Source organism: Pseudomonas rhizoryzae, assembly GCF_005250615.1.
GTDB lineage: Bacteria > Pseudomonadota > Gammaproteobacteria > Pseudomonadales > Pseudomonadaceae > Chryseomonas > Chryseomonas rhizoryzae.
Genome location: NZ_SULM01000009.1, coordinates 200,541 through 221,341, shown reverse-complemented (window position 1 = coordinate 221,341; position 20,801 = coordinate 200,541). Strand labels below are relative to the sequence as shown.

Below are 20,801 nucleotides of genomic sequence, written 5' to 3'. Positions count from 1 at the left end.
TTGTTCATGCTAAAACCCATTGTGCTGGTCGAAGACAATCCGCACGATCTGGAACTCACCCTGGTGGCTCTGGAACGTAGCCAGCTGGCCAACGATGTCGTGGTGCTGCGTGACGGTGCCGAGGCGGTCGACTACCTGCTGCGTCGAGAGGCTTATGCCGACCGTGAGCCGGGTAATCCCGCCGTGATGCTGCTGGATCTCAAGCTGCCCAAGGTCGATGGCCTGGAGGTGCTCGAATTGGTCCGCGACACCCAAGAGCTGTGCAGCATCCCCGTGGTGATGTTGACCTCTTCACGCGAGGAGCCCGATCTGGAGAAGGCCTACGAACTCGGGGTGAATGCCTATGTGGTCAAGCCCGTCGAATTTCGTGATTTCGTCGCCGCCATCAGCGATCTCGGCGTATTCTGGGCGGTGCTCAATGAGCCGCCGCCAGGATCACGACGCGTCACTCGGCGGACTGGCCGCTGACCGGTGAGCAAGATCGCTGTATCCCCAGCCAATGATCCGCGGCAGGCAGACACCCGCGAACCGGCTCCGCTGAGCGAACAGATTCAAGGCCGACGCCCGTTTATGCCTCTCTCCAAAAAGATCAAGATCCTGCTGGTAGAAGACAGCAAGCTCGATGCGGAGCTGATCCTGATCGAGTTGGAGCGCCATGGCTTCGAGCTCCAGTCCAAGATCGTCTATGAGCGCACCGGGCTTACCCTGGCCCTGAGCCAACAGACCTACGACATCATCCTCTCGGACATCATCCTGCCCGGATTTTCCGGCGCCGAGGCCCTGCGCGTGGCCCGGGCCCTGGCACCGGGAACGCCGTTCATCTTCGTTTCGGGCATCTTCGGCGAGGTGCATGCGGTCGAGATGATGCGGCTGGGCGCCAACGACTACGTGCTCAAGCAGAGCATGGAGCTGCTGGCCAAGGCGGTCGAGCGGGCACTGCTGGTGGTGCACGAGCGCCGCGAGCGGCGCCGTGCGGAAGAAGCCCTGCACAGTCTCGAGGTCCGCTCGCGGCTGGCCATGGACGCCTCCCGACTCGGCATGTGGGAATACCTCCCGGCCAGCCAGACCCTGCTCTGGGACGAGCGTTGCAAAGCCATGTTCGGCCTGCCCGCGGATGCGGTGGTCGACCTGGAGACGTTCGAGCGACTGTGCGGCGCAGAGGGTCTCGCGCGTTTTCTCGATACCGTCCGCCAGGCCGGCTCCGACGAGCGCGATGACGACTACCGCAGCGAGTACCGCATTCGCCTCGACAACGGCACCCAGCGCTGGGTCGAAACCCGCGGTCAACCCTTCTTCGACGCCGGGGTCTGCACCCGCTTCCTCGGCGTCATGCTCGACATCACCCAGCAACGCGATGCCGCGGAAAAGCTCGAACGTCTCAACGTCAGTCTCGGCGAGCGTGTCGAGGAGCGTACCCGCGAGCGAGATCGGACCTGGGACCTCACCCGGGACCTGCTGCTGGTGTGCAAGCCGGACGGCATCCTGATGGCGCTCAATCCCGCCTGGGAGGACAACCTGGGCTGGTCACGCGGAGACCTGCTCAATTCCTCGCTGCTCGAGCTGGTACACCCCGACGAGCGGGTCATGACGGACAACGAGCTCCAGCAGCTGGTCAAGCGCGCGGCCAGCCAACGCTTCATCAACCGCATTCGCCATCGCGATGGCAGCTATCGCTGGATCTCCTGGACGGCGGTGCCGGATGCCGGTATGACCTATTGCTCCGGTCGGGACATCTCCTCCGAAGTCCTGGCGATGGAGGAGCTGGCGGCGGCCAACCGTCAGTTGCGCGAACAGATTGATGAGCGGGAGCGGGTGGAAGCCACCCTGCAGCAGATGCAGCGCCTGGAAGCGGTCGGTCAGCTCACCGCCGGCGTGGCCCACGATTTCAACAATCTGCTCACGGTGGTGCTCAGCAGCGCCAGCTTCCTCGAGCGCGACTTGTCCCGCCTGGAGGCCAGCGAAAAGACGCAAGGCCGTGTGCAGAACATTCGCGAAGCCGGGGAGCGGGGCGCCAAGCTCACCGCCCAGCTGCTGGCGTTCTCCCGGCGTCAGCGCCTCGCGCCCAAGCCGGTCAAGCTCAACGAGACGGTCGAGGGCATGCTCGAATTGCTGCGCAGCACCATGGGCGGCAGTGTCTGGATCGAGACCCACCTGCGCGCCGATTGCTGGCATGCGTTGGTCGACCCCACGCAGATCGAACTCATCATCCTCAACCTGGCGATCAATGCCCGGGATGCCATGGCCGTGGGCGGTACGCTACGGTTGAGCACCTCCAATCAAGTCATCAGCGAGCCGCCGGAGCGTCCTGAAGAGCCCGAGCCGGGCGAGTACGTGCTGCTGGCCGTGCAGGACTCCGGCACGGGCATGAGCGAAGAGGTGTTGGCCAAGGCCTTCGAGCCGTTCTTCACCACCAAGGAAGTCGGCAAGGGGTCGGGCCTGGGGTTGGCCCAGGTATTCGGCTTTGCCAAGCAGTCCGGTGGCGGTGTGCGGATCGAAACCCAGATGGGTAGCGGCACGACGGTCATGGTCTATCTGCCGCGCACGGCCGCGGACGAGGCGGTGGATCCCGTAGGCCAGCCGGCTCCTGGGCGCGATGAACAGGCCGCCGAGCGGCGCATCCTGCTGGTCGATGATGACCACGCGGTACGCAGCGTGACTGCCGCGCTACTGGCCGACCTGGGCTACCAGGTGGTGGAGGCCAGCAACGGCTTTGCCGCCCTGAGCGCCCTGGAGCGTGATCCGCAGATCGATCTGCTGCTGGCCGATTTCGCCATGCCGGGCATGAATGGCGCCGAGCTGGCCCGGCAGGTGCGCAAGCGCTTGCCGCGCTTGCCCGTCGTCTTCATCACGGGATACGCCGAACTGGGCGAACTCGATCCCGAACAGTCATTCATCGTTCCCAAGCCTTTTCGTGAGGCGGACCTGGCAGCTCGACTGCAGGCCGCGCTGCGAGGCGACAAGCCCCAGCCTTCGCCTGCTTGAAGACGCGTTTCGAGTCGAGGTATTTGCGTGTCCACCATCCGTGAAATGTTGCGTGCCGAAGGCGGTGCCCTCCACCAGCAGGTCGATGCGACCTTCGGTCACTACGAGCTCCAGACCAGGCCGCACTACGTCGCCTTTCTGCAGGCGCATGCCCAGGCCTTGATGGGGCTGGAGGCGCTGCTGGAGCGTTCCGGTATCCAGCGCCTGCTGCCCGACTGGGCGGAGCGCCGGCGGACGGCGGTGCTGGGCGACGATCTGCAGCGCCTGGATGCCATCCAACCGGCACCCGTGGCCTTCGCCCGAACCCTCGACGAGGGCGAGTGCTGGGGCGTCGCCTACGTCCTGGAGGGGTCTCGGCTGGGATCGCGCCTGCTGGATCGCCATGCCGGAGAGAGTGCCGACGAAGCGGTGCGCGAGGCGCGTGGCTACCTCGGCCATGTTCCGCCCAAGGCGGCCTGGCCACAGTTTCTGGAGCGACTGGATCAGGCTGGCAGCGATCCGGTGCTGCATCCGGGGATGTTGGCCGGCCAGCGGCTGGCCTTCGAGGTCTTTCTGGCGGCGGGACTGCAGCATTCGCCGGTTGCAGCGGACGCGGTCGCCACGTCCTGAGCCAGGCTACAGCTTCTCGAGGTAGCCAATGACCTCGGCCGCGCCCAGGCGGCCGAGAATGTCACCGAGGACGCGGGCGCTCGCCACCGTGTTCGGTAGCAGCAGCCACTCCAGATCCTGGCCCGGCGCCGGCAACGGCAGGCGCGCATAGTCGAGCTTGAGGCTCAGCAGCACCTGGATGAAGTCCGGGTGATTCCAGACCGCATTGGGCAAGGCGTACAGGGCGAAGGCAGCCTGTAGGCGATCGATGGCCTGGGGGTCCAGGCGTAGACATTGGACCTGTGCCGGCACCTCGACGGCGATGCCGCGGATGCGTGCATAGGCCACGATGCTGGCCAGGGCGAGCGTCGTGGGCGCTTCGTTCTCGAGGAAGAAGCGGGTGCCCCGCCAGCTCGCCTGACGCAGCTTCAGCGGCTGCTCGGCCGACAGTCGCGGCAGCGCCCGGTAGAGTGCCGCCTGAAAATCACGATAGCCGATGATCCGCGCCTGCTCCCGGGCGGCGGGCAAGGCGGCCAGGTCCTCCAAATGTACCGCCGCCTCCAGGGTCACCTCGGGCAGACGCTGGCAAAGGCCGTCCAGCGCGCGCAGATCGAAGGTGTGCAACGTCAGGGTATCGGCTACCACCAACTGGCTCAGCAGGGCGTGGGCAGTGTCCTTGATCTCCTGCACCGGACCGGACAGGGCGGCGCGGGGCAGGCCATGCAGCAGATATAGCGGATGGCCGTCATCCCACCAGAGGCTGTCTCTGGGCGTAGGCAGGGGTGTGAAGGCGCTGGCCAGGCGTTCGAGATAGCGCTGGATGCGGCGGCTGGCCAATGAAGGATGCAGGTGCAGGGCCAGTGAAGACCAGGGGCCGCCCAGGAGGTTGGCATTGTTGCTCATGGGGTCTCCCGGGCGGATAGGAACTACGGACCGATCTTAACGTGCCAGTGACCCTATTATCGTCAAATGATTCCCAAAAGGTATGATCTCTTGCACGACCAACCGTTCGACCTCGGGAGGAGCGACATATGGCGCGTGGCAAGCCTGTATAATGCGCGCTTTCCGATGTCGCTGTGAGTCCGCCATGTACGACGCGCTCCGTCCTTTGCTTTTCAAGTTGTCTCCGGAGGGTTCTCACGAACTCGCTCTGGATCTGATCAGTGCCGCTGGGCGTCTGGGCCTGACCGGGCTCGGACGGCAGCCGGGACGGCTGCCTGTTCAGGTGATGGGGTTGGAGTTTCCCAATCCGGTGGGGCTGGCGGCCGGCCTCGACAAGAACGGCACCGCCATCGACGGCTTCGCCGGCCTGGGCTTCGGCTTCGTCGAGATAGGTACCGTGACGCCCCGGCCCCAGCCGGGCAATCCCAAGCCACGGCTGTTCCGCCTGGAGCAGGCCGAAGCCATCATCAACCGCATGGGTTTCAACAATGCGGGTGTGGATGCGCTGATCGAGCGGGTACGGGCGGCGCGTTTCAAGGGCGTGCTGGGCATCAACATCGGCAAGAACGCCGATACCCCGGTCGAAAGAGCGGTGGACGACTACCTGATCGGCCTGGACCGGGTCTATGCCCATGCCAGCTACATCACGGTGAACGTGAGTTCGCCCAATACCCCGGGGCTGCGCAGCCTGCAATTCGGCGATGCGCTCAAGAGCCTGTTGGAGTCGCTGCGTCAGCGCCAGGAAGACCTGGCGGTGCGCCACGGCCGGCGGGTGCCCATCGCGATCAAGATCGCACCCGACATGACCGATGAAGAAATCGTGCTGACCGCCCAGGCGATCCGCGACGCCGGGATGGACGCCATCATCGCCACCAATACCACCTTGGGTCGTGAGGGCGTGGAAAACCTGCCCTATGCGGCCGAGGCGGGTGGGTTGTCCGGTGCGCCGGTGCGGGAGAAGAGTACCCATGTGGTCCGGGTGTTGGCGGGCGAGTTGGGTGGGCGCTTGCCGATCATCGCCGCCGGCGGAATCCTGTCGGGCGAGGATGCCGCCGAGAAGATCGCCGCGGGTGCCAGCCTGGTACAGCTCTACAGTGGCTTCATCTACCGCGGGCCGGCGTTGATACGCGAGGCGGTGGACGCCATAGCCGCAGCGCGGCCCTGAAGGGGCAGGGGGCTCTTCGCGAGCCCCCAAGGGATGATGATCCCAGATCCCGGAGCAGGATCTAACTGGAATAGCCAGAACACGGTGGAAGCCTCGGGCTTCCGCTAGTGAAATCGAATTAGCCTGCGGCTTGCAGTTGATTCATGCGTTGAAGACCGGCGGTGCCCACGTAGCCGTCCCATTGGTCGCTACGGCCCTCACGCCAGCCACTGAGCCAGGCCTGCCGGACGGCGTCCTGAGTGAAGGGACAAAGATCCCGGGATTTGCCAACAATGCCGTGCTGATAACCACGTTGGAAAGCTCGTTCCATTGGATCACGCTTGAGTCTTCTCATAGGGTAGTGCCCTCGTAGGTTGACTTGCAGATTGTCCATGGCCCGTTGCAGGCCTGGATGCCAGAGCCGGCGTTCTGACATCCGCCCCTCACCTTCGCGGTGCGGGTGGTCAATTACTAACCAATGGGGCGCTGACTGGGAACGACCATTTAGCTATAAGCCGTAACCTAATCGAAATGAAAAGGCGATATATCGCCGCCGAGATACCGCCACTGCGGCTTGTTGAGACGCAGTCAAACTTTCTCCGAAGCGGATATTCTGCCGGGTGATCCGACCAAAGGCAGGAAAGTTCCTTCGTGCAACCTATGGATTCAACGATGTCCGCGATGCAACAACTCATCCTCACCTGTCCCAAGGGCCTCGAGACCCTGCTGCTGGAGGAGGCCCAGGGCCTCGGCTTGCAGGAGGCGCGCAGCCAGACCGCGGCGGTGCGCGGCGAGGCGAGTCTGGCGGATGCCTATCGCCTGTGCCTCTGGTCGCGACTGGCCAACCGGGTACTGCTGGTACTGGCGCGCTTCCCGGTGGAAGACCCCCAGGCACTCTATCTGGGCGTACACGGCGTGGAGTGGGAAGAGCACCTGGCGCCTAACGGCACGCTGGCGGTGGGCTTCAGCGGCCAGGGCGCGGGCATCGATAACACCCATTTCGGCGCGCTAAAGGTCAAGGATGCCATCGTCGACCGCCTGCGCGAGCGTACCGGCCAGCGGCCGACGGTGGACAAGGTCGCCCCTGACCTGCGCGTGCACCTGCACCTGGAGCGCGGCCAGGCCATCCTGTCGCTGGATCTCTCCGGCCAGAGCCTGCACCAGCGCGGCTATCGCCTGCAGCAGGGCGCCGCGCCGCTCAAGGAAAACCTCGCCGCCGCGGTGCTGATCCGCGCCGGCTGGCCAGCCCTAGCTGCTGCGGGTGGCGCCCTTGCCGACCCCATGTGCGGGGTGGGTACCTTCCTGGTCGAGGCGGGCCTGATGGCGGCGGACATCGCGCCTAATCTGCGCCGAGAGCGCTGGGGCTTCTCCGGCTGGCTGGGTCATGTGCCCGCGCTCTGGCAGCAGCTGCACCAGGAGGCCGAAGACCGCGCCGCGGCAGGTCTGGCCAAGACTCCGGCCTGGATCCGCGGCTACGAGGCCGATCCGCGGCTGATCCAGCCGGCGCGCAACAACATCGAGCGGGCGGGGCTGTCCGAGTGGATCAAGGTCTATCAGGGCGAGGTGGCCAGCTTCGAGCCGCGCCCGGACAAGGGCCAGACCGGCCTGGTGATCTGCAACCCGCCCTATGGCGAGCGCCTGGGTGATGAAGCCAGCCTGCTCTATCTCTACCAGAATCTCGGTGAGCGCCTGCGCCAGGCCTGCCTGGGCTGGCGCGCGGGGGTGTTCACCGGTGCCCCCGAGCTGGGCAAGCGCATGGGCATCCGCAGCCACAAGCAATATGCCTTCTGGAACGGCGCCTTGCCCTGCAAGCTGCTGATGTTCGAGGTCGAGCCCCGCCAATTCGTCACCGGTAGTCGCAGCGGTGAGCGCCCGGCTACTCCCCAGGCCACGGAACCGGCCAAGCTCAGCGAAGGCGGACAGATGTTCGCCAATCGCCTGCAGAAGAATCTCAAGCAACTGGGCAAATGGGCACGCGCCCAGGGCGTGCAGTGCTATCGCCTCTATGACGCCGACATGCCCGAATATGCCGTGGCCGTGGATCTCTACGGCGACCGGGTACACGTGCAGGAGTACGCGGCGCCGCGTTCCATCGATCCGGACAAGGCCCAGGCTCGCTTGCTGGACGCCCTGGCGGCCATTCCCCAGGCGCTCGGCGTGGATCCGTCCCTGGTGGTGGTCAAGCGGCGCGAGCGGCAGAGCGGCACCAAGCAATACGAACGCCAGGCCGCCCAGGGTGAATTCCTGCAGGTGGACGAGGCGGGCGCCAAGCTGCTGGTCAACCTCACCGACTACCTGGACACCGGTCTGTTCCTCGATCACCGGCCGCTACGCCTGCGGCTGCGCCAGGAAGCCCAGGGCAAGAGATTCCTCAACCTGTTCTGCTACACCGGCGCGGCCACGGTACAGGCTGCGGTGGGTGGGGCGCGCAGCACCACCAGCGTCGATCTCTCGCGGACCTACCTGGACTGGGCGCGGCGCAACCTGGCGCTCAACGGTTTCTCCGAGCGGCATCGCCTGGAGCAGGGCGACGTGCTGCACTGGCTGGAGAATGATCGTGGCGAATACGATCTGATCTTCGTCGACCCGCCGACCTTCTCCAACTCCAAGCGCCTGGAAGGGGTATTCGATGTCCAGCGTGACCACGTCGGTCTCATCGATTCGGCCATGGCTCATTTGAGCCGCAACGGCGTGCTGTACTTCTCCAACAACTTCCGCAAGTTCGAACTCGACGAAGGCCTGACCCAGCGCTACCGCGTCGAAGAGATCACCGCCAGTACCCTGGACCCGGATTTCGCGCGCAATCCCAAGATCCACCGCGCCTGGCGCTTCAGCCTGCAGTGATGCTGGGCTGAACTGGCGCTGAACGAGTCCGGCATCGGGTTGCGCAGGCTGTGACTCGGCGCAATCCAGTCGTCCCCCGTGGGTTCCTGGCCTGCCCACGCCGTCCACAATGGCGGCGCGGCGCTTGGCCGTTACCTGGCGGGGCGAGGAGGGACGCGTTTTTCAATGCTGGTTTCATTGCAGGCACTCAGGGCCCTGGCCGCCTGGCTGGTGGTCTTTCATCACTTCATGCAGGTGTTCTTCGATTTCCACGCCGATAGCCTCGGCGGGCATCTGCTCTCCACGCGGGGGCAGGTCGGGGTCGACATCTTCTTCGTGCTCAGCGGCTTCGTGATCCACCTGTCCACCGCGGGCCGGCCGCTCAGGCGCAGTACCTTCCTCTGGCAACGCATCGCCCGCATCGTACCGGCCTATTGGCTGTACACCGCGGTGACGGCGCTGATCCTCTATCTGGCCAGCGACGTCATGCCCGTCTATGGACTGGCCACCCGCGAGCTGCTGCTTTCGCTGTTCTTCATCCCCAGCGAGAATCCAGCGGGCTTCGGTCACTACCCGATCCTGCCGGTGGGCTGGACGCTGAATTTCGAGATGCTGTTCTACCTGCTCTTCGCCCTGTCCTTCGGCGTGGCCGAGCGTTGGCGGATCGGGGTGGTCAGCCTGCTGGTGATCCTGGTCAGCCTGGTGTTGGCGCGCGAGTCCTTCGTCAGCAGCTTCTATCGCAATCCGATCATCTTCGAGTTCCTGCTCGGGGTCGGTCTGGCGGCGCTGTATCGGCGGGGTGCGCTGCACGGAGCCAAGCCCCTGGCGCTGCTGGCTGCCTTGGCGGCCGTGGCCTGCCTGCTGGCCTTCCCAGCGGATCATCCTTATCGCCTGCTGACCTGGGGCGTACCCAGCGCGGTACTGGTCGGCGCCTGCGTGATTCTCGAACCCTGGTTCGCCGGCTCCCGCCTGTGCAAGGCCTTGGGGGACTGGTCCTACTCGGTCTACCTGGTGCACGTCATCGTGCTGTGGCTCGGCGATTACTGGCTGCACCAGCAATGGGGCTTTACGCCGTACCAGACCCTGGCGGTCTGCCTGCCGGTCATCCTGCTGCTGGCCTGGGCCAGCTACGAATGGATCGAGCGACGCCTGTCGCGCACGCTACGCCAGCTCGGCGAACACCTGGCCGACCGGCGTGCGCCCTGGGCGGCCGGTCAGTAGGCGTTACGCTCGGCGGCGGTCAGCTCGGGAACGATGGCGCAGCCTTCGCGCGAGGCGCGTTGCGCCGCTTCCAGCAGCGCCATGAGCGCGCAGGCCTGGTCAGGCGAGACTGGATTGGCGGCACGACCAGCGAGGGCCTCGACCAGGGCCAGGTAGTAGTGCCGATGATCGCCCGCCGGGGTGGGCAGGGCCTGGCGCTCGCCGTCGCCGGTGATGAGCCAGCCGGGCTCCGGATCCGCACCCCAGTCGGGGCCGCCCGGAATGACGCCGGCTTTGAGCGCATCCTCCTGGCGATCCGCGCCCTGCTTGATCCAGCTACCCGCCGTACCTTGGGCCAGGAAGCGCGGTACGCCACCCGCGGCCAGCATGCCGGCTTTCAAGGTCACCTGGCGGGCGCCGTAGTCCAGTTGTACCTGGAACCAATCATCGGTGCGGGCCCCCGGGCGCTGGCGGACCAGGCTGGCCTGAAGCCGCTGTGGCAGGCCGAACAGACAGAGCGCCTGATCCAGCAGATGGGGGCCGAGATCGAACCAGAGGCCGCTGCCGGGCAGGTCCGCCTCGCGCCAGCGATCCCGTACCTGGGGCCGAAAGCGTTCGATACGCGATTCCAGGCTGGTCAATTCGCCCAAGGCGCCGCTGGCCATGACCTCTTGCAGAGCGAGGAAGTCGCTGTCCCAGCGGCGATTCTGGAACACCGACAAGAGCCGACCGGCACGCTTGGCTTCCTGCGCCAATTGGCGGGCTTCGGCGAGGGTGACGGTGAAAGGCTTGTCGACCACGACGTGCTTGCCGGCGGCCAGGGCGGCACTGGCGAGCGGCGCGTGGGTCTGGTTGGGCGAGGCGATGACCACCAGGTCGATGGCCGGATCACGGACGGCCGCCAGGTAATCCGGGGTGACGCGTACAGCCGGCAGGTCGGCGTGGACGCGCGCGGCATCACGCGAGGCGACCAGTTCCAGGGCGAGTCCGGGAATCGAACGCAGCAGCGGTCCATGGAAGGTCTGGCCGACGAAGCCATAGCCGATCAGGGCGACACGAAGAGGCGAGGGCATGGAGGCATCCTTTTGCCGGCAGTGAAAACACCGAGGCCGCTCCATGAGCGGCCTCGGGGCAAAACCTAAACTTAGTCCAGCATCACTTCAACTGATGGTCGTGCGCCAGTTGTTCCCGTTCGAGGAATTCATCCTGGCGCAAGGAATCCTTGAACTCCTCGGAGTCTTCCAGGGCGATGGGGTCGTTGAGTTCACCACCGGACAGACGCTTTTTCTCCAGCTTGCCGGACAGGTTGCTGATGGCCCGCAGCAGCTTGTCGGCCGCGCCGTCCACCGCCAAGTCGAGGGATTCGGCCTTGTGGGTCACCGATAGGGGTTGATGGCCCTTGATGCGCGCTTCCATCTGGCAGCGCTTGTCCTGGGCGCCCGACTTGCCGGCGTTCTCGTCGTTCAAGTGTACTTCGACCCGGGTCAGGAGTTCGTCGAAGCGGTCCAGGCGGTCCTCCACCACGGATGCCACCCAATTCTGCAAACCGGCGCTGCTTTCGATGTTGTGATCACTGTTGACTTGAACTTGCATGCGGCTTCCTCTTTTTGACGGGCCTGTTAATTGGATGAGGCCGATTACGCTGAGGTTCAAGGCTGTTCGTCTGCCAGGCGTGTCACCCGATGTTTCTATATGGCAGTGTCTAATGGCGTCGTTCTTTATCGAATAACGGCGTGCAGGTCGCGGATCGCTGGCGTTTTGCCCCTATCCACTGATAATGCGCGACCTTAATCGTCCATCGCAGTGGGGATCGTCAATGCCAGATATGCAGGTGCGTGGCCGCAGTTTCGCCCGACGGCTCTGGCTGCCCCGCGCCTTTGGTCTGCTCCTGAGTTTCGGTTGCATCCTCTCGGTCCAGATCAACCAGCAGGTGTCCAGCGTGCTGTGGCTGTTGTTGCTGGCAAACGCCCTGCTATGGTCGCCGGTGGCCTACTGGTGGGCGGTACGCGCCAAGAATGCCTATCGGGCGGAGCTGCGCAATCTGTTGCTGGACTGCGTGTCCGCCGGCTTCTGGACCGCCAGCATGGCCTTCAATGTGTTGCCGAGCGTGGTGTTGCTGGCGATGACCAGCATGAACACGCTGGGGGCCGGTGGCTTGCGGCTCTGGCGCCGTGGGATTCTGGCCCAGGCCGCCGGGATCCTGATCGGCGTGGTGCTGCTGCGCCACGGCTTCGCGCCCCAGACCTCTGGCTGGCAGGTCTATGCCTGCCTACCGATGATCGTCCTCTATCCCGCGGCCCTTGGCCTAGTCAGCTATCGCCTGGCGCAGCAGCTTTCCCGGCGCAAGAAGGAGCTGGAACTGCTCAACAAGCAGGATGGCATGACCGGGCTGCACAATCGCACGCACTGGGATCTGTTGTTGCAGCGCGAATTCGCCCGCTGCAAGCGCAGTGGCGCCAGCGCCAGCCTGGTGATGATCGACCTGGACAACTTCAAGCAGGTCAACGACCGTTTCGGGCATCAGGCCGGCGACGAGATGCTGCGCCAGTTCTCCGCACTGCTGGCGCGTACCATCCGCACCAGTGATCTCGCGGGGCGTTTCGGGGGGGATGAGTTCGGTATCCTGTTGCCCGATACCTCCCCCGCACAGGCGCTCGAGCTGGTGCGTCGCCTGCAGGAGCGTCTGCACGGCCTGCAGTCGGGTGGACCTGGCGATCGCCACAATGTCCGCGTAGGGCTCAGCTGTGGCATTGCCGGGTTCGACAGCACCTACGATGACGTCGCCCACTGGCTGCAGGCAGCCGACTTCGCCCTGTACCGGGCCAAGGCGCAGGGACGCGGGCGGGCGGAGGTGGCCGATCCCCAAGGAGTGCTGGCATGACCCCCGCGATAGATTTACTCAAGAAGAGCAAGGTGCCCCATGAGGTGCTGAGCTACCACCATGATCCCAAGGCGGCCTCCTACGGCCTGGAGGCGGCGGAAAAGCTCGGTCTGGCGCCGGAGACGGTCTTCAAGACGCTGCTGGTGGCGAGCGAAAAGCAGGAATTGCTGGTAGCCATCGTGCCGGTCGCTGGCACCCTGGATCTCAAAGCCCTGGCCCAGGCCGCCGGGGTGAAGAAACTGGAGATGGCCAAGCCTGATCATGCCCAGCGCAGTACCGGTTACCTGGTGGGTGGCATCAGCCCCCTCGGCCAGAAGAAGCGGCTGCGGACCTTTATCGACGACTCCGCCGCGGAGCTGCCGACGATCCATGTCAGTGCCGGGCGCCGGGGGCTGGAAGTGGCCCTGGCACCGGCTGACCTTGCCCGCTTGCTGGAAGCGCCCTTCGTGCCGATCGGCAAGGCCTGAGCGCGTAGGTTGGCGCTCAACCCAACCTACGCCTGGAAGCGCCTTTCGTACCCATCAGGGAGGTGTGAGCGCGGTAGGGTGGAAAACGGCCTAGCCTTTTCCACCGGGCTCAGCAGTCATCGCGGACAAGGCTGGCGCCGTTGTCCGCCCTACGCCACTGTGCCTGGCCTTGGGCTAGGCCACGCCATAACTGTCGCGCAGTACCTGCCGATAGCGCTGATAAGCCGCCTCGTATTCGGCGACCCGGGTGGGATCCGGCTCGGCGCGGCTGGCCGGGTCCAGGTGGACGCAGCGCTCGGTGAGGCTGTCCAGTGACTCCGGGCGGCCTTGTTCGCGACTCCAACACCAGGCCGCCTGCAGAGCGCCACCCAGGGCCGCGGCTTCGCCGTGGACCGGACAGACCACCGGGGTGTTCATCAGGTCGGCGATCAGCTGGCGCCACACCGGACTCTTGGCACCGCCGCCGATGAGTCTCAGGGTGTCACCGGGCATGCCCAGGTCACGCAGCAGGTCGAAGCCGTATCTCAGGGCGAAGCTGACCCCTTCCACCACGGCCCGGCAGAGGTTGGCGCGGGTCAGGTTGGTGGCGGTGAGGCCATGCAGACTGGCGGTGGCGGTCGGCAGCGCCGGGACCCGCTCGCCATTGAGGAAGGGCAGCATCAGCACGCCCTCGGCGCCAATGGGCGACTCCGCCACCAGGCGGGTGAATTCGGTGAGATCCAGGCCGAGCAGTTCGCGGATCTGGCCGCTGGCGTTGGTCAGGTTCATGGTGCAGATCAGCGGCAGCCAACCGCCATTGGACGAGCAGAAGCCCGCCACCGCCGGATGCGCGCTGATACGGGGCTCGTCGGAGTAGCCGTACAGGGTGCCCGAGGTCCCCAGGCTCAGGGTGATCTGGCCGGCACGGCTGTTGCCGGTGCCCAGGGCGCCCATCATGTTGTCGCCGCCGCCGCTGGAGACCAGTGCCTGGGGATTGATGCCCAACTGGCTGGCGACCTCCGGACGCAGCCGACCGACGGGCTGGTCGGCCTCGATCAACTCCGGCAAGGCGCGCTCCAGACGACCGCTGGGATCGATATGGCGCAGCAGCTCCAGGTCGTACTGACGCGTACGGACGTTGAAATAGCCGGTACCCGAAGCATCGCCGTATTCGGCCACGGCCCGTCCGGTCAACCAGAAATTGAGGTAATCGTGGGGCAGCAGTACCTGGGCGATCTGGGCGAATACCTCCGGGTGCTGCTCCTTGGTCCAGAGCAGCTTGGAGACGGTGTAGCCAGGGGCGATGGCCAGGCCGAGGCGCTCGAGGGAGCCCTCGGCGCCGCCGAGGTAGTCCAGCAGGCGCTGATTTTCCGGGGTGGATTCGGTATCGCACCAGAGCTTGGCCGGGCGCAGCACCTTGCCGCTGTCGTCGAGCAGTACCAGGCCGTGCTGTTGGCCGGACACGCCGATGCCGAGGATGTCCTGCCCATCGCTACCGGCCTGGCCCAGCGCGGTACGGGTGGCCGCTACCAGCGCCCTGATCCAGTCCGCCGGATTCTGCTCGCGGCGGCCGTTGGCGCCTTCGGTCAAGGGATGAGGCGCACTGCCTTCACCCAGCACCACGCCCCGCTCGATATCCAGAACCACCGCCTTGGTGCCCTGGGTACCGCAATCTATCCCGAGAAACTTCATGCCTGGCCGCTCCTTATTGTTGTTGGGCTTGGCGGAAAAATTGCTGCTGCAGGCCGTTTTCAGCCGCAGCCTAGTCGCCTAGCAGGGTCTGCAAGGTGGCGCTGACCCCATGGGTACGCAAGTTGTACAGCTGTCTTTCGAAGGCGGCAACGAAGGCGGCGGATTTCGGGATGTGCTTGCCGAAGATTTCTTCGGCACCCAGCAGGCGCTCGGTGAGGTTCTTCTGATCCTGCACCAGTTCCTCGCAGTAGTTGGCGCGCGGATCGGGGATGCGATAGGTCGCCCCGGTCTCGTCCACGCCACGCAGATAGACCGCCCAGGCGGCCACCACCAGGGCGGCGCGATCCAGGTCCTTGCCGTCCTCGATCAGCCGATTAATGGTCGGCACGGTGAACTTGGGAAACTTGGAGGAACCGTCGGAGCAGACCCGCTCCAACTGGTCGGCGATGGCGCGGTTGGAGAAGCGCTCGATCAGGGTGTCCTTGTAGTCGGTGAGGTCGATACCAGGCACAGGCGCCAGTTGCGGGGTGACGTCTTCGTCCATGTAGGTGCGGATGTAGCGCACGAACAGCGGGTCGGCCATGGTCTCGTGGACGAATCTATAGCCCTTGAGGAAGCCCAGGTAGGTGAGGGCCAGGTGGCTGCCGTTGAGCAGCTTGATCTTCATCTCCTCGTAGGGGGTGACGTCGTCGGTGAATTGCACGCCGACGTCCTGCCAGGCCGGGCGGCCGGCGACGAACTTGTCTTCCAGCACCCATTGCAGGAAGGGTTCGCAGACCACCGGCCAGGCATCCTCGATGCCGTGTTCCGCCAGCAGCGCCTCGCGGTGGGCCGCACTGGTCATGGGGGTGATGCGGTCGACCATGGCGTTGGGGAAGCTGACGTGCTCGGCGATCCAGCCGTGCAGTTCTTCATCCACCAGGGCGGCATAGGCCAGCAGGGCCTTGCGGGTGACCTGGCCGTTGTGGGGTAGGTTGTCGCAGGACATCACGGTGAAGGGCCCGGTGCCCTCGGCGCGGCGCTTGGCCAATGCCGCCAGCAGGAAGCCGAAGACACTGCGCGGATCGCCGGGATGCTGGAGGTCGTGCTGGATCAGCGGCAGCTTGAAGTTGAACTCGCCGGTGCTGTCGTCCATGCAATAGCCGCCCTCGGTGATCGTGAGGGAGACGATGCGGGTGCCGGGATGGGCCAGCTTGTCGATCAGCGCCTGGGTGCCGTCTTCGGCCAGCAGCATGCCGCTGATGGCGCCCACCACGCGTACCTCGGTGTCCGGTTCGTCGGCCAGCACCACCTGGGTGTAGAGATAGTCCTGGCCGGCCAGGGCATCCCGCATGGCGCGGTCTTCGGCGCGCAGGCCGACCCCGCAGATGCTCCAGTCCAGGTCGCGGCCCTGGTTGAGCAGGGCCTCGGTGTAGATGGCCTGGTGCGCGCGATGGAAGCCGCCGACGCCGATATGGACGATGCCCTGGCGTAGCTCGCAGGCGGCGTAGGCGGGCTTGGCGATGTAGTCGGGAAGCTGGTCGAGGTTCTGGCGATTGAGTTTCATGAGGATGATCCTGGCAGAAGGCATCCCTGGCCACGGTCGGCCATGACCAGGGGAAAAAGGGGCGATCAGGCTGCCTGACGCAGCAGGGGTGCCACGGCGCGGCCCTGGTCGTCGAACAGGTGGCAGAACTCCACATCCAGCGCCAGGCGCTGGCGTTCGCCATAGGCCACGGCGCAGTCGCCGGGCACCCGGACGGTCAGGGGTTCCTCGGCCTCGGTGACCATGTGGCAATAGGTGTCGCTGCCCAGGCGCTCGGCCACGTCGGTGATCACCGGTAGCTGGCCGTCGGCGGCCAGGCGTAGGTGTTCCGGGCGGATACCCAGGGTCACCGGGCTGCCGACCGCCAGGCCATCGCCTCGGCGCGGCAGGCGCAGGCGCGGACCGGCGTCCAGCGCCACCTCGACGCCCTGGGCGTCGGTGGCGGCGACCTTGCCCTTGAGGAAGGCCATCTTCGGCGTGCCCAGGAAGCCGGCGACGAACAGATTGGCCGGGTGGTGATAGAGCTCCAGCGGCGAGCCGACCTGTTCGATGCGGCCGCCGTTGAGCACCACCACCTTGGTGGCCAGGGTCATGGCTTCCACCTGGTCGTGGGTCACGTAGATCATGGTCGCCTGCAATTCCTGGTGCAGCCGCGCCAGCTCCAGGCGCATCTGCACGCGCAGGGCGGCGTCCAGGTTGGACAGGGGTTCGTCGAACAGGAAGATCTTCGGCTGACGGACGATGGCGCGGCCGATGGCCACCCGCTGGCGCTGGCCACCGGAGAGCTGGCGCGGCTTGCGTTCCAGCAGCGGCGTCAGTTCGAGGATGCGCGCGGCATCGCTGACCTTGCGCTCCACCTCCTGCTTGTCGACCTTGGCCAGGTCTAGGGCGAAGGACAGATTCTTGCGCACGCTCATGTGCGGATAGAGGGCATAGGTTTGGAACACCATGGCCAGGTCGCGCTTGGCCGGCGAGACCTCGGTGATGTCGCGCCCGTCCAGTTCCAGGGTGCCGCTGGTGACCTCTTCCAGGCCGGCGATGAGTCGCAGCAAGGTCGACTTGCCGCAACCGGAGGGGCCGACGAAGACCACGAATTCGCGGTCGTTGATATCCAGATCGACGCCCTTGATGATCTCGATGGAGTCGAAACCTTTGCGCAGGCTGCGGATTTTCAGATTGGCCATGTGGGGAATCCTCTTGTTATATGAGCCGTCGCTGCGCGTCGCGAGCGAAGGCGAGACAAGGAGGAAGGTCGCGAGAAAGCGCAGTTTACGTGGGTAAATGAGCATTTCGAGCGACCTTCCGACGCCGGATCGGCAAGCGCAGTAGCGCAGCGGCGGCTCATTTCACGGCGCCGAAGGACAGGCCGCGCACCAGCTGCTTCTGGCTGATCCAGCCGAAGATCAGGATGGGCGCGCAGGCCAGCGTCGAGACGGCCGAGAGCTTGGCCCAGAACAGGCCCTGGGGACTGGAGTAGGAGGCGATCAGGGCGGTGAGCGGGGCGGCGTTGGAGGAGGTCAGGTTCAACGACCAGAAGGCTTCGTTCCAGCACAGGATAAGCGACAGCAGCATGGTCGAGGCGATGCCGCCCTTGGCGATCGGCAGCAGCACCCGGACGATTTCCTGGTAGGTGGTGGCGCCATCCAGGCGCGCGGCCTCGAGGATGTCCTTAGGGATGTCCTTGAAGTAGGTGTAGACCATCCAGACCACGATGGGCAGGTTGATCAGGGTGTAGACGGCGATCAGCAGGGTCCGGCTGTCGAGCAATTCGAACTGCTTGGCCAGCAGGTAGATGGGCACCAGCACCCCGACCGCTGGCAGCATCTTGGTCGAGAGCATCCACAGCAGCAGGCGCTGGGTGTTCTTGGTCTCGTGGAAGGCCATGGAATAGGCCGCCGGCAGCGCCAGCAACAGGCTCAGCAGGGTGGCGCCGAAGGAGATCACCACCGAATTCAGGGCGAAGTGGAAGTAGTCGCTGCGCGCCTGGATGGTCAGGTAGTTCTCCAGCGTGGGCATGAAGAAGAATTGCGGCGGGGTGGCAAAGGCGTCGATCTCGGTCTTGAAGCTGGTCAGCACCATCCAGAAGATCGGGAAGAACAGCACCAAGGCCACCAGCCAGGCGAGCAGGCCCAGCAGCAGGCTCTGCAGGCGCCGGGATTGCTTGAGCGTCAGCATGTCAGGGTCCTCACTGTTGGGTCAGGTTCTTGCCAAGCATCCGCACCAGGATGATGGCGGCGATGTTGGCGATGAGCACGGCGATCAGGCCGCCGGCGGAGGCCAGGCCGACGTCGAATTGCAGCAGCGCCTGGTTGTAGATCAGGTAGGCCAGGTTGGTGGAGGCGAAACCCGGTCCGCCGCTGGTGGTGGTGTAGATCTCGGCGAACACCGAGAGCAGGAAGATGGTTTCGATCATCACCACCACGGCGATGGGGCGCGCCAGGTGCGGCAGGGTCAGGTGCCAGAAGATCGCCAGGGGGCCGGCGCCATCGAGGCGGGCGGCTTCCTTTTGCTCCTGGTCCAGCGACTGCATGGCGGTCATCAGGATGAGGATGGCGAAGGGCAGCCACTGCCAGGAGACGATCAGGATGATCGACAGCAGCGGATGGGTGGCCAGCCAGTCCACCGGGGTGGCGCCGAACAGTTTCCAGACCGCGGCGAGGATGCCGGAAACCGGGTGGAAGATCAGGTTCTTCCAGATCAGGGCGCTGACCGTGGGCATGATGAAGAACGGCGAGATCAAGAGCACCCGCACGATGCCGCGACCGAAGAATTCGCTGGCCTCCAGCAGCGCCGAGATCAGCACGCCGAAGACCACGCTGATCAGCAGTACGCTGCCCACCAGCAGCAGGGTATTGGTCATGCCGGGCCAGAAGCCGGCATCGGTGACGAAGTACTCGAAGTTCTCCAGGCCGACGAAGGCGTGCTCGCCGGGGTAGAGCAGGTTGTAGCGGATCAGCGAGAACCAGATGGTCATGCCCAGGGGCACCAGCATCCAGATCAGCAGCAGGGCGACGGAAGGGCTGATCAGGAACCAGCCCGGGCCGGCGCGGCGACGGGTACGGCGCACTGGCGTGGCGGGGGTTTCAACGGCGGGCGTCTTGAGGGTGGAAGTCTGCATGGCGAAGCTCCGCAAGGCAGGGGCCGAGGCGGGCCCCGGCGTCTCGCGACGCCAGGGGCGAGTAGGGCGGGGAAAGCCGCTAAGCCGGGTGACCGCGCGCGGCGTTCACCCGGCAACGAGCGCTACTTGGGATAACCGGCGCGCTTCATTTCCCGGGCGGTGGACTGCTGCGCCGCCTGCAGGGCCTGTTCGACGCTCATCTGCCCGGTGAGGGCGGCGGCGAACAGCTTGCCCACCGAGGTACCGATGGCCTGGAACTCGGGAATGGTCACGTACTGGATACCGACGTAGGGCACCGGCTTGGCCGAGGGATGCGCCGGGTCGGCGTGTTGCAGCATTTCCAGGGAGACCTTGGCGAAGGGCGCCGCGTCCATGTAGGCCTGGCTGTAGGTGGACTTGCGGGTGCCCGGCGGCACGTTGGCGATGCCGTCCTTGTCCGCCACCAGCTTGGCGTAGTCCTTGGAGGTGGCCCAGGTCACGAAGGTCTTGGCCGCGTCCTTGTGCTTGGAGGTGGCTGGAATGCCCAGCGACCAAGCGTACAACCAAGAGGAGCCCTTGTCGGTGACCTCATGGGGCGAGGCGGCGAAGCCGACGCTGTCGGCGACCTTGCTCTGGCTCTTGTCGATGGTGAAGGAGCCGGCCACGCTGGCGTCGACCCAGATGGCGCACTTGCCGCTGTTGAACAACGCCAGGTTCTCGTTGAAGCCATTGCTGGAGGCGCCGGGCGGGCCGTACTTCTTCATGTTGGTGACGTAGTAGTTGGCGGCGGCGGTCCACTCCGGCCCGGTGAATTCCGGTTGCCACTTCTCGTCGAACCAGCGCGCGCCAAAGGCGTTGGCCATGGTGGTGACCAGCGCCATGTTCTCACCCCAGCCGGCCTTGCCCCTCAGGCAGAGGCCGTACTGGTCCTTGTCCGGCTGGTTGAGCTTGCCGGCGAATTCGGCGATCTGGGTCCAGGTCGGTTGGGCGGGCATGGTCAGGCCGGCCTGCTGGAACAGATCCTTGCGGTAATAGGTGATGGAGCTTTCGGCATAGAAGGGCAGGGCATAGAGGGTGCCCTTGACCGACAGGCCTTCCCGCACCGAGGGGAAGAGGTCTTCCAGATCGTAATTGGCCGGCAGGTCCTTCATCGGCTCCAGCCAGTGCTGGGCGCCCCAGAGACCGGTCTCGTACATGCCGATGGTGAGCACGTCGAACTGGCCGCCCTGGGTCGCGATGTCGGTGGTCAGGCGCTGGCGCAGCACGTTCTCTTCGAGCACTACCCAGTTGAGCTTGATATCGGGATGCTGTTCTTCGAAGGTCTTCGACAGCCGCTGCATGCGGATCATGTCGCTGTTGTTGACGGTGGCGATGGTGACCGTTTCGGCTGCTTGCAGCGACAGGGATGAGGTCATGCCGGCAGCGAGAATGACAGCGGACACCAAGGGCGCTTTTGGTATTGTTTTCATCGTGCACTCCGC

18 protein-coding genes are annotated in these 20,801 nt (G+C 65.3%); 8 read left to right on the top strand and 10 right to left on the bottom strand.

The features are described from left to right. Positions 1–6: 6 nt before the first annotated feature. From FAZ11_RS16715 to FAZ11_RS16705, 3 genes are all read left to right on the top strand, one after another. Complete coding sequence (locus tag FAZ11_RS16715; RefSeq protein WP_058760579.1) at positions 7–468, top strand: response regulator; 462 nt, start codon at positions 7–9, stop codon at positions 466–468. A 102-nt stretch (positions 469–570) separates the two neighbouring features. Then, entirely contained in the window at positions 571–2,982 is a 2,412-nt protein-coding gene (locus FAZ11_RS16710; RefSeq protein WP_058766771.1) for a response regulator, read from the top strand. A 27-nt stretch (positions 2,983–3,009) separates the two neighbouring features. After that, on the top strand, positions 3,010–3,591 hold the full coding sequence (locus FAZ11_RS16705) for a biliverdin-producing heme oxygenase (RefSeq protein WP_193557163.1): 582 nt from the start codon (positions 3,010–3,012) through the stop codon (positions 3,589–3,591). 6 nt (positions 3,592–3,597) lie between these two features. Here the strand turns inward: FAZ11_RS16705 and FAZ11_RS16700 are convergent, their stop codons facing one another. Further along, positions 3,598–4,473 (bottom strand): hypothetical protein, encoded by an 876-nt coding sequence (locus FAZ11_RS16700; RefSeq protein WP_058766770.1) that lies wholly within the window; start codon positions 4,471–4,473, stop codon positions 3,598–3,600. 184 nt (positions 4,474–4,657) lie between these two features. Between FAZ11_RS16700 and FAZ11_RS16695 the strand changes: the two genes are divergently transcribed. After that, positions 4,658–5,677, top strand: a complete 1,020-nt coding sequence (locus FAZ11_RS16695) for a quinone-dependent dihydroorotate dehydrogenase (protein WP_058774113.1) — start codon at positions 4,658–4,660, stop codon at positions 5,675–5,677. 118 nt (positions 5,678–5,795) lie between these two features. Here the strand turns inward: FAZ11_RS16695 and rmf are convergent, their stop codons facing one another. Further along, positions 5,796–6,011 carry a ribosome modulation factor gene (rmf, locus tag FAZ11_RS16690; RefSeq protein ID WP_074529880.1) on the bottom strand — a complete coding sequence of 72 codons (216 nt, stop codon included), beginning with the start codon at positions 6,009–6,011 and terminating at the stop codon, positions 5,796–5,798. A gap of 317 nt (positions 6,012–6,328) precedes the next feature. On the opposite strand from rmf, the gene rlmKL reads away from it, so the two are divergent. Then, positions 6,329–8,500, top strand: coding sequence for a bifunctional 23S rRNA (guanine(2069)-N(7))-methyltransferase RlmK/23S rRNA (guanine(2445)-N(2))-methyltransferase RlmL (gene rlmKL, locus FAZ11_RS16685; RefSeq protein WP_058760576.1), 2,172 nt, complete (start codon positions 6,329–6,331; stop codon positions 8,498–8,500). A gap of 165 nt (positions 8,501–8,665) precedes the next feature. Beyond that, positions 8,666–9,700 (top strand): acyltransferase family protein, encoded by a 1,035-nt coding sequence (locus tag FAZ11_RS16680; protein ID WP_058760575.1) that lies wholly within the window; start codon positions 8,666–8,668, stop codon positions 9,698–9,700. On the opposite strand, the gene FAZ11_RS16675 is transcribed toward FAZ11_RS16680, so the two are convergent. After that, positions 9,694–10,752: an oxidoreductase gene (locus FAZ11_RS16675; RefSeq protein WP_058774112.1), complete on the bottom strand. Its 1,059-nt coding sequence runs from the start codon at positions 10,750–10,752 to the stop codon at positions 9,694–9,696. The genes FAZ11_RS16680 and FAZ11_RS16675 overlap by 7 nt on opposite strands. Positions 10,753–10,834: 82 nt before the next feature. Beyond that, positions 10,835–11,272 (bottom strand): HPF/RaiA family ribosome-associated protein, encoded by a 438-nt coding sequence (locus FAZ11_RS16670; protein WP_058774111.1) that lies wholly within the window; start codon positions 11,270–11,272, stop codon positions 10,835–10,837. A 223-nt stretch (positions 11,273–11,495) separates the two neighbouring features. On the opposite strand from FAZ11_RS16670, the gene FAZ11_RS16665 reads away from it, so the two are divergent. Continuing rightward, complete coding sequence (locus tag FAZ11_RS16665) at positions 11,496–12,560, top strand: diguanylate cyclase (RefSeq protein WP_058760572.1); 1,065 nt, start codon at positions 11,496–11,498, stop codon at positions 12,558–12,560. Further along, positions 12,557–13,027, top strand: a complete 471-nt coding sequence (ybaK, locus tag FAZ11_RS16660; RefSeq protein WP_058774110.1) for a Cys-tRNA(Pro) deacylase — start codon at positions 12,557–12,559, stop codon at positions 13,025–13,027. The genes FAZ11_RS16665 and ybaK overlap by 4 nt, the downstream gene beginning before the upstream one ends. A 174-nt stretch (positions 13,028–13,201) precedes the next feature. Here the strand turns inward: ybaK and xylB are convergent, their stop codons facing one another. From xylB to FAZ11_RS16630, 6 genes are all read right to left on the bottom strand, one after another. Beyond that, on the bottom strand, positions 13,202–14,698 hold the full coding sequence (gene xylB / locus FAZ11_RS16655; RefSeq protein WP_058774109.1) for a xylulokinase: 1,497 nt from the start codon (positions 14,696–14,698) through the stop codon (positions 13,202–13,204). A 70-nt stretch (positions 14,699–14,768) separates the two neighbouring features. Further along, positions 14,769–16,244: a mannitol dehydrogenase family protein gene (locus FAZ11_RS16650; RefSeq protein ID WP_058774108.1), complete on the bottom strand. Its 1,476-nt coding sequence runs from the start codon at positions 16,242–16,244 to the stop codon at positions 14,769–14,771. Between the two features lie 65 nt (positions 16,245–16,309). After that, complete coding sequence (locus tag FAZ11_RS16645) at positions 16,310–17,407, bottom strand: ABC transporter ATP-binding protein (RefSeq protein WP_058760568.1); 1,098 nt, start codon at positions 17,405–17,407, stop codon at positions 16,310–16,312. A gap of 157 nt (positions 17,408–17,564) precedes the next feature. Then, the gene (locus FAZ11_RS16640; RefSeq protein ID WP_058774107.1) at positions 17,565–18,398 is read right to left on the bottom strand and encodes a carbohydrate ABC transporter permease; all 834 of its coding nucleotides are present in this window, start codon (positions 18,396–18,398) and stop codon (positions 17,565–17,567) included. 10 nt (positions 18,399–18,408) lie between these two features. Then, positions 18,409–19,341: a carbohydrate ABC transporter permease gene (locus FAZ11_RS16635; RefSeq protein ID WP_058787747.1), complete on the bottom strand. Its 933-nt coding sequence runs from the start codon at positions 19,339–19,341 to the stop codon at positions 18,409–18,411. Positions 19,342–19,463: 122 nt separating this feature from the next. Then, the gene (locus FAZ11_RS16630; protein ID WP_237141992.1) at positions 19,464–20,735 is read right to left on the bottom strand and encodes an ABC transporter substrate-binding protein; all 1,272 of its coding nucleotides are present in this window, start codon (positions 20,733–20,735) and stop codon (positions 19,464–19,466) included. Positions 20,736–20,801: the final 66 nt, after the last annotated feature.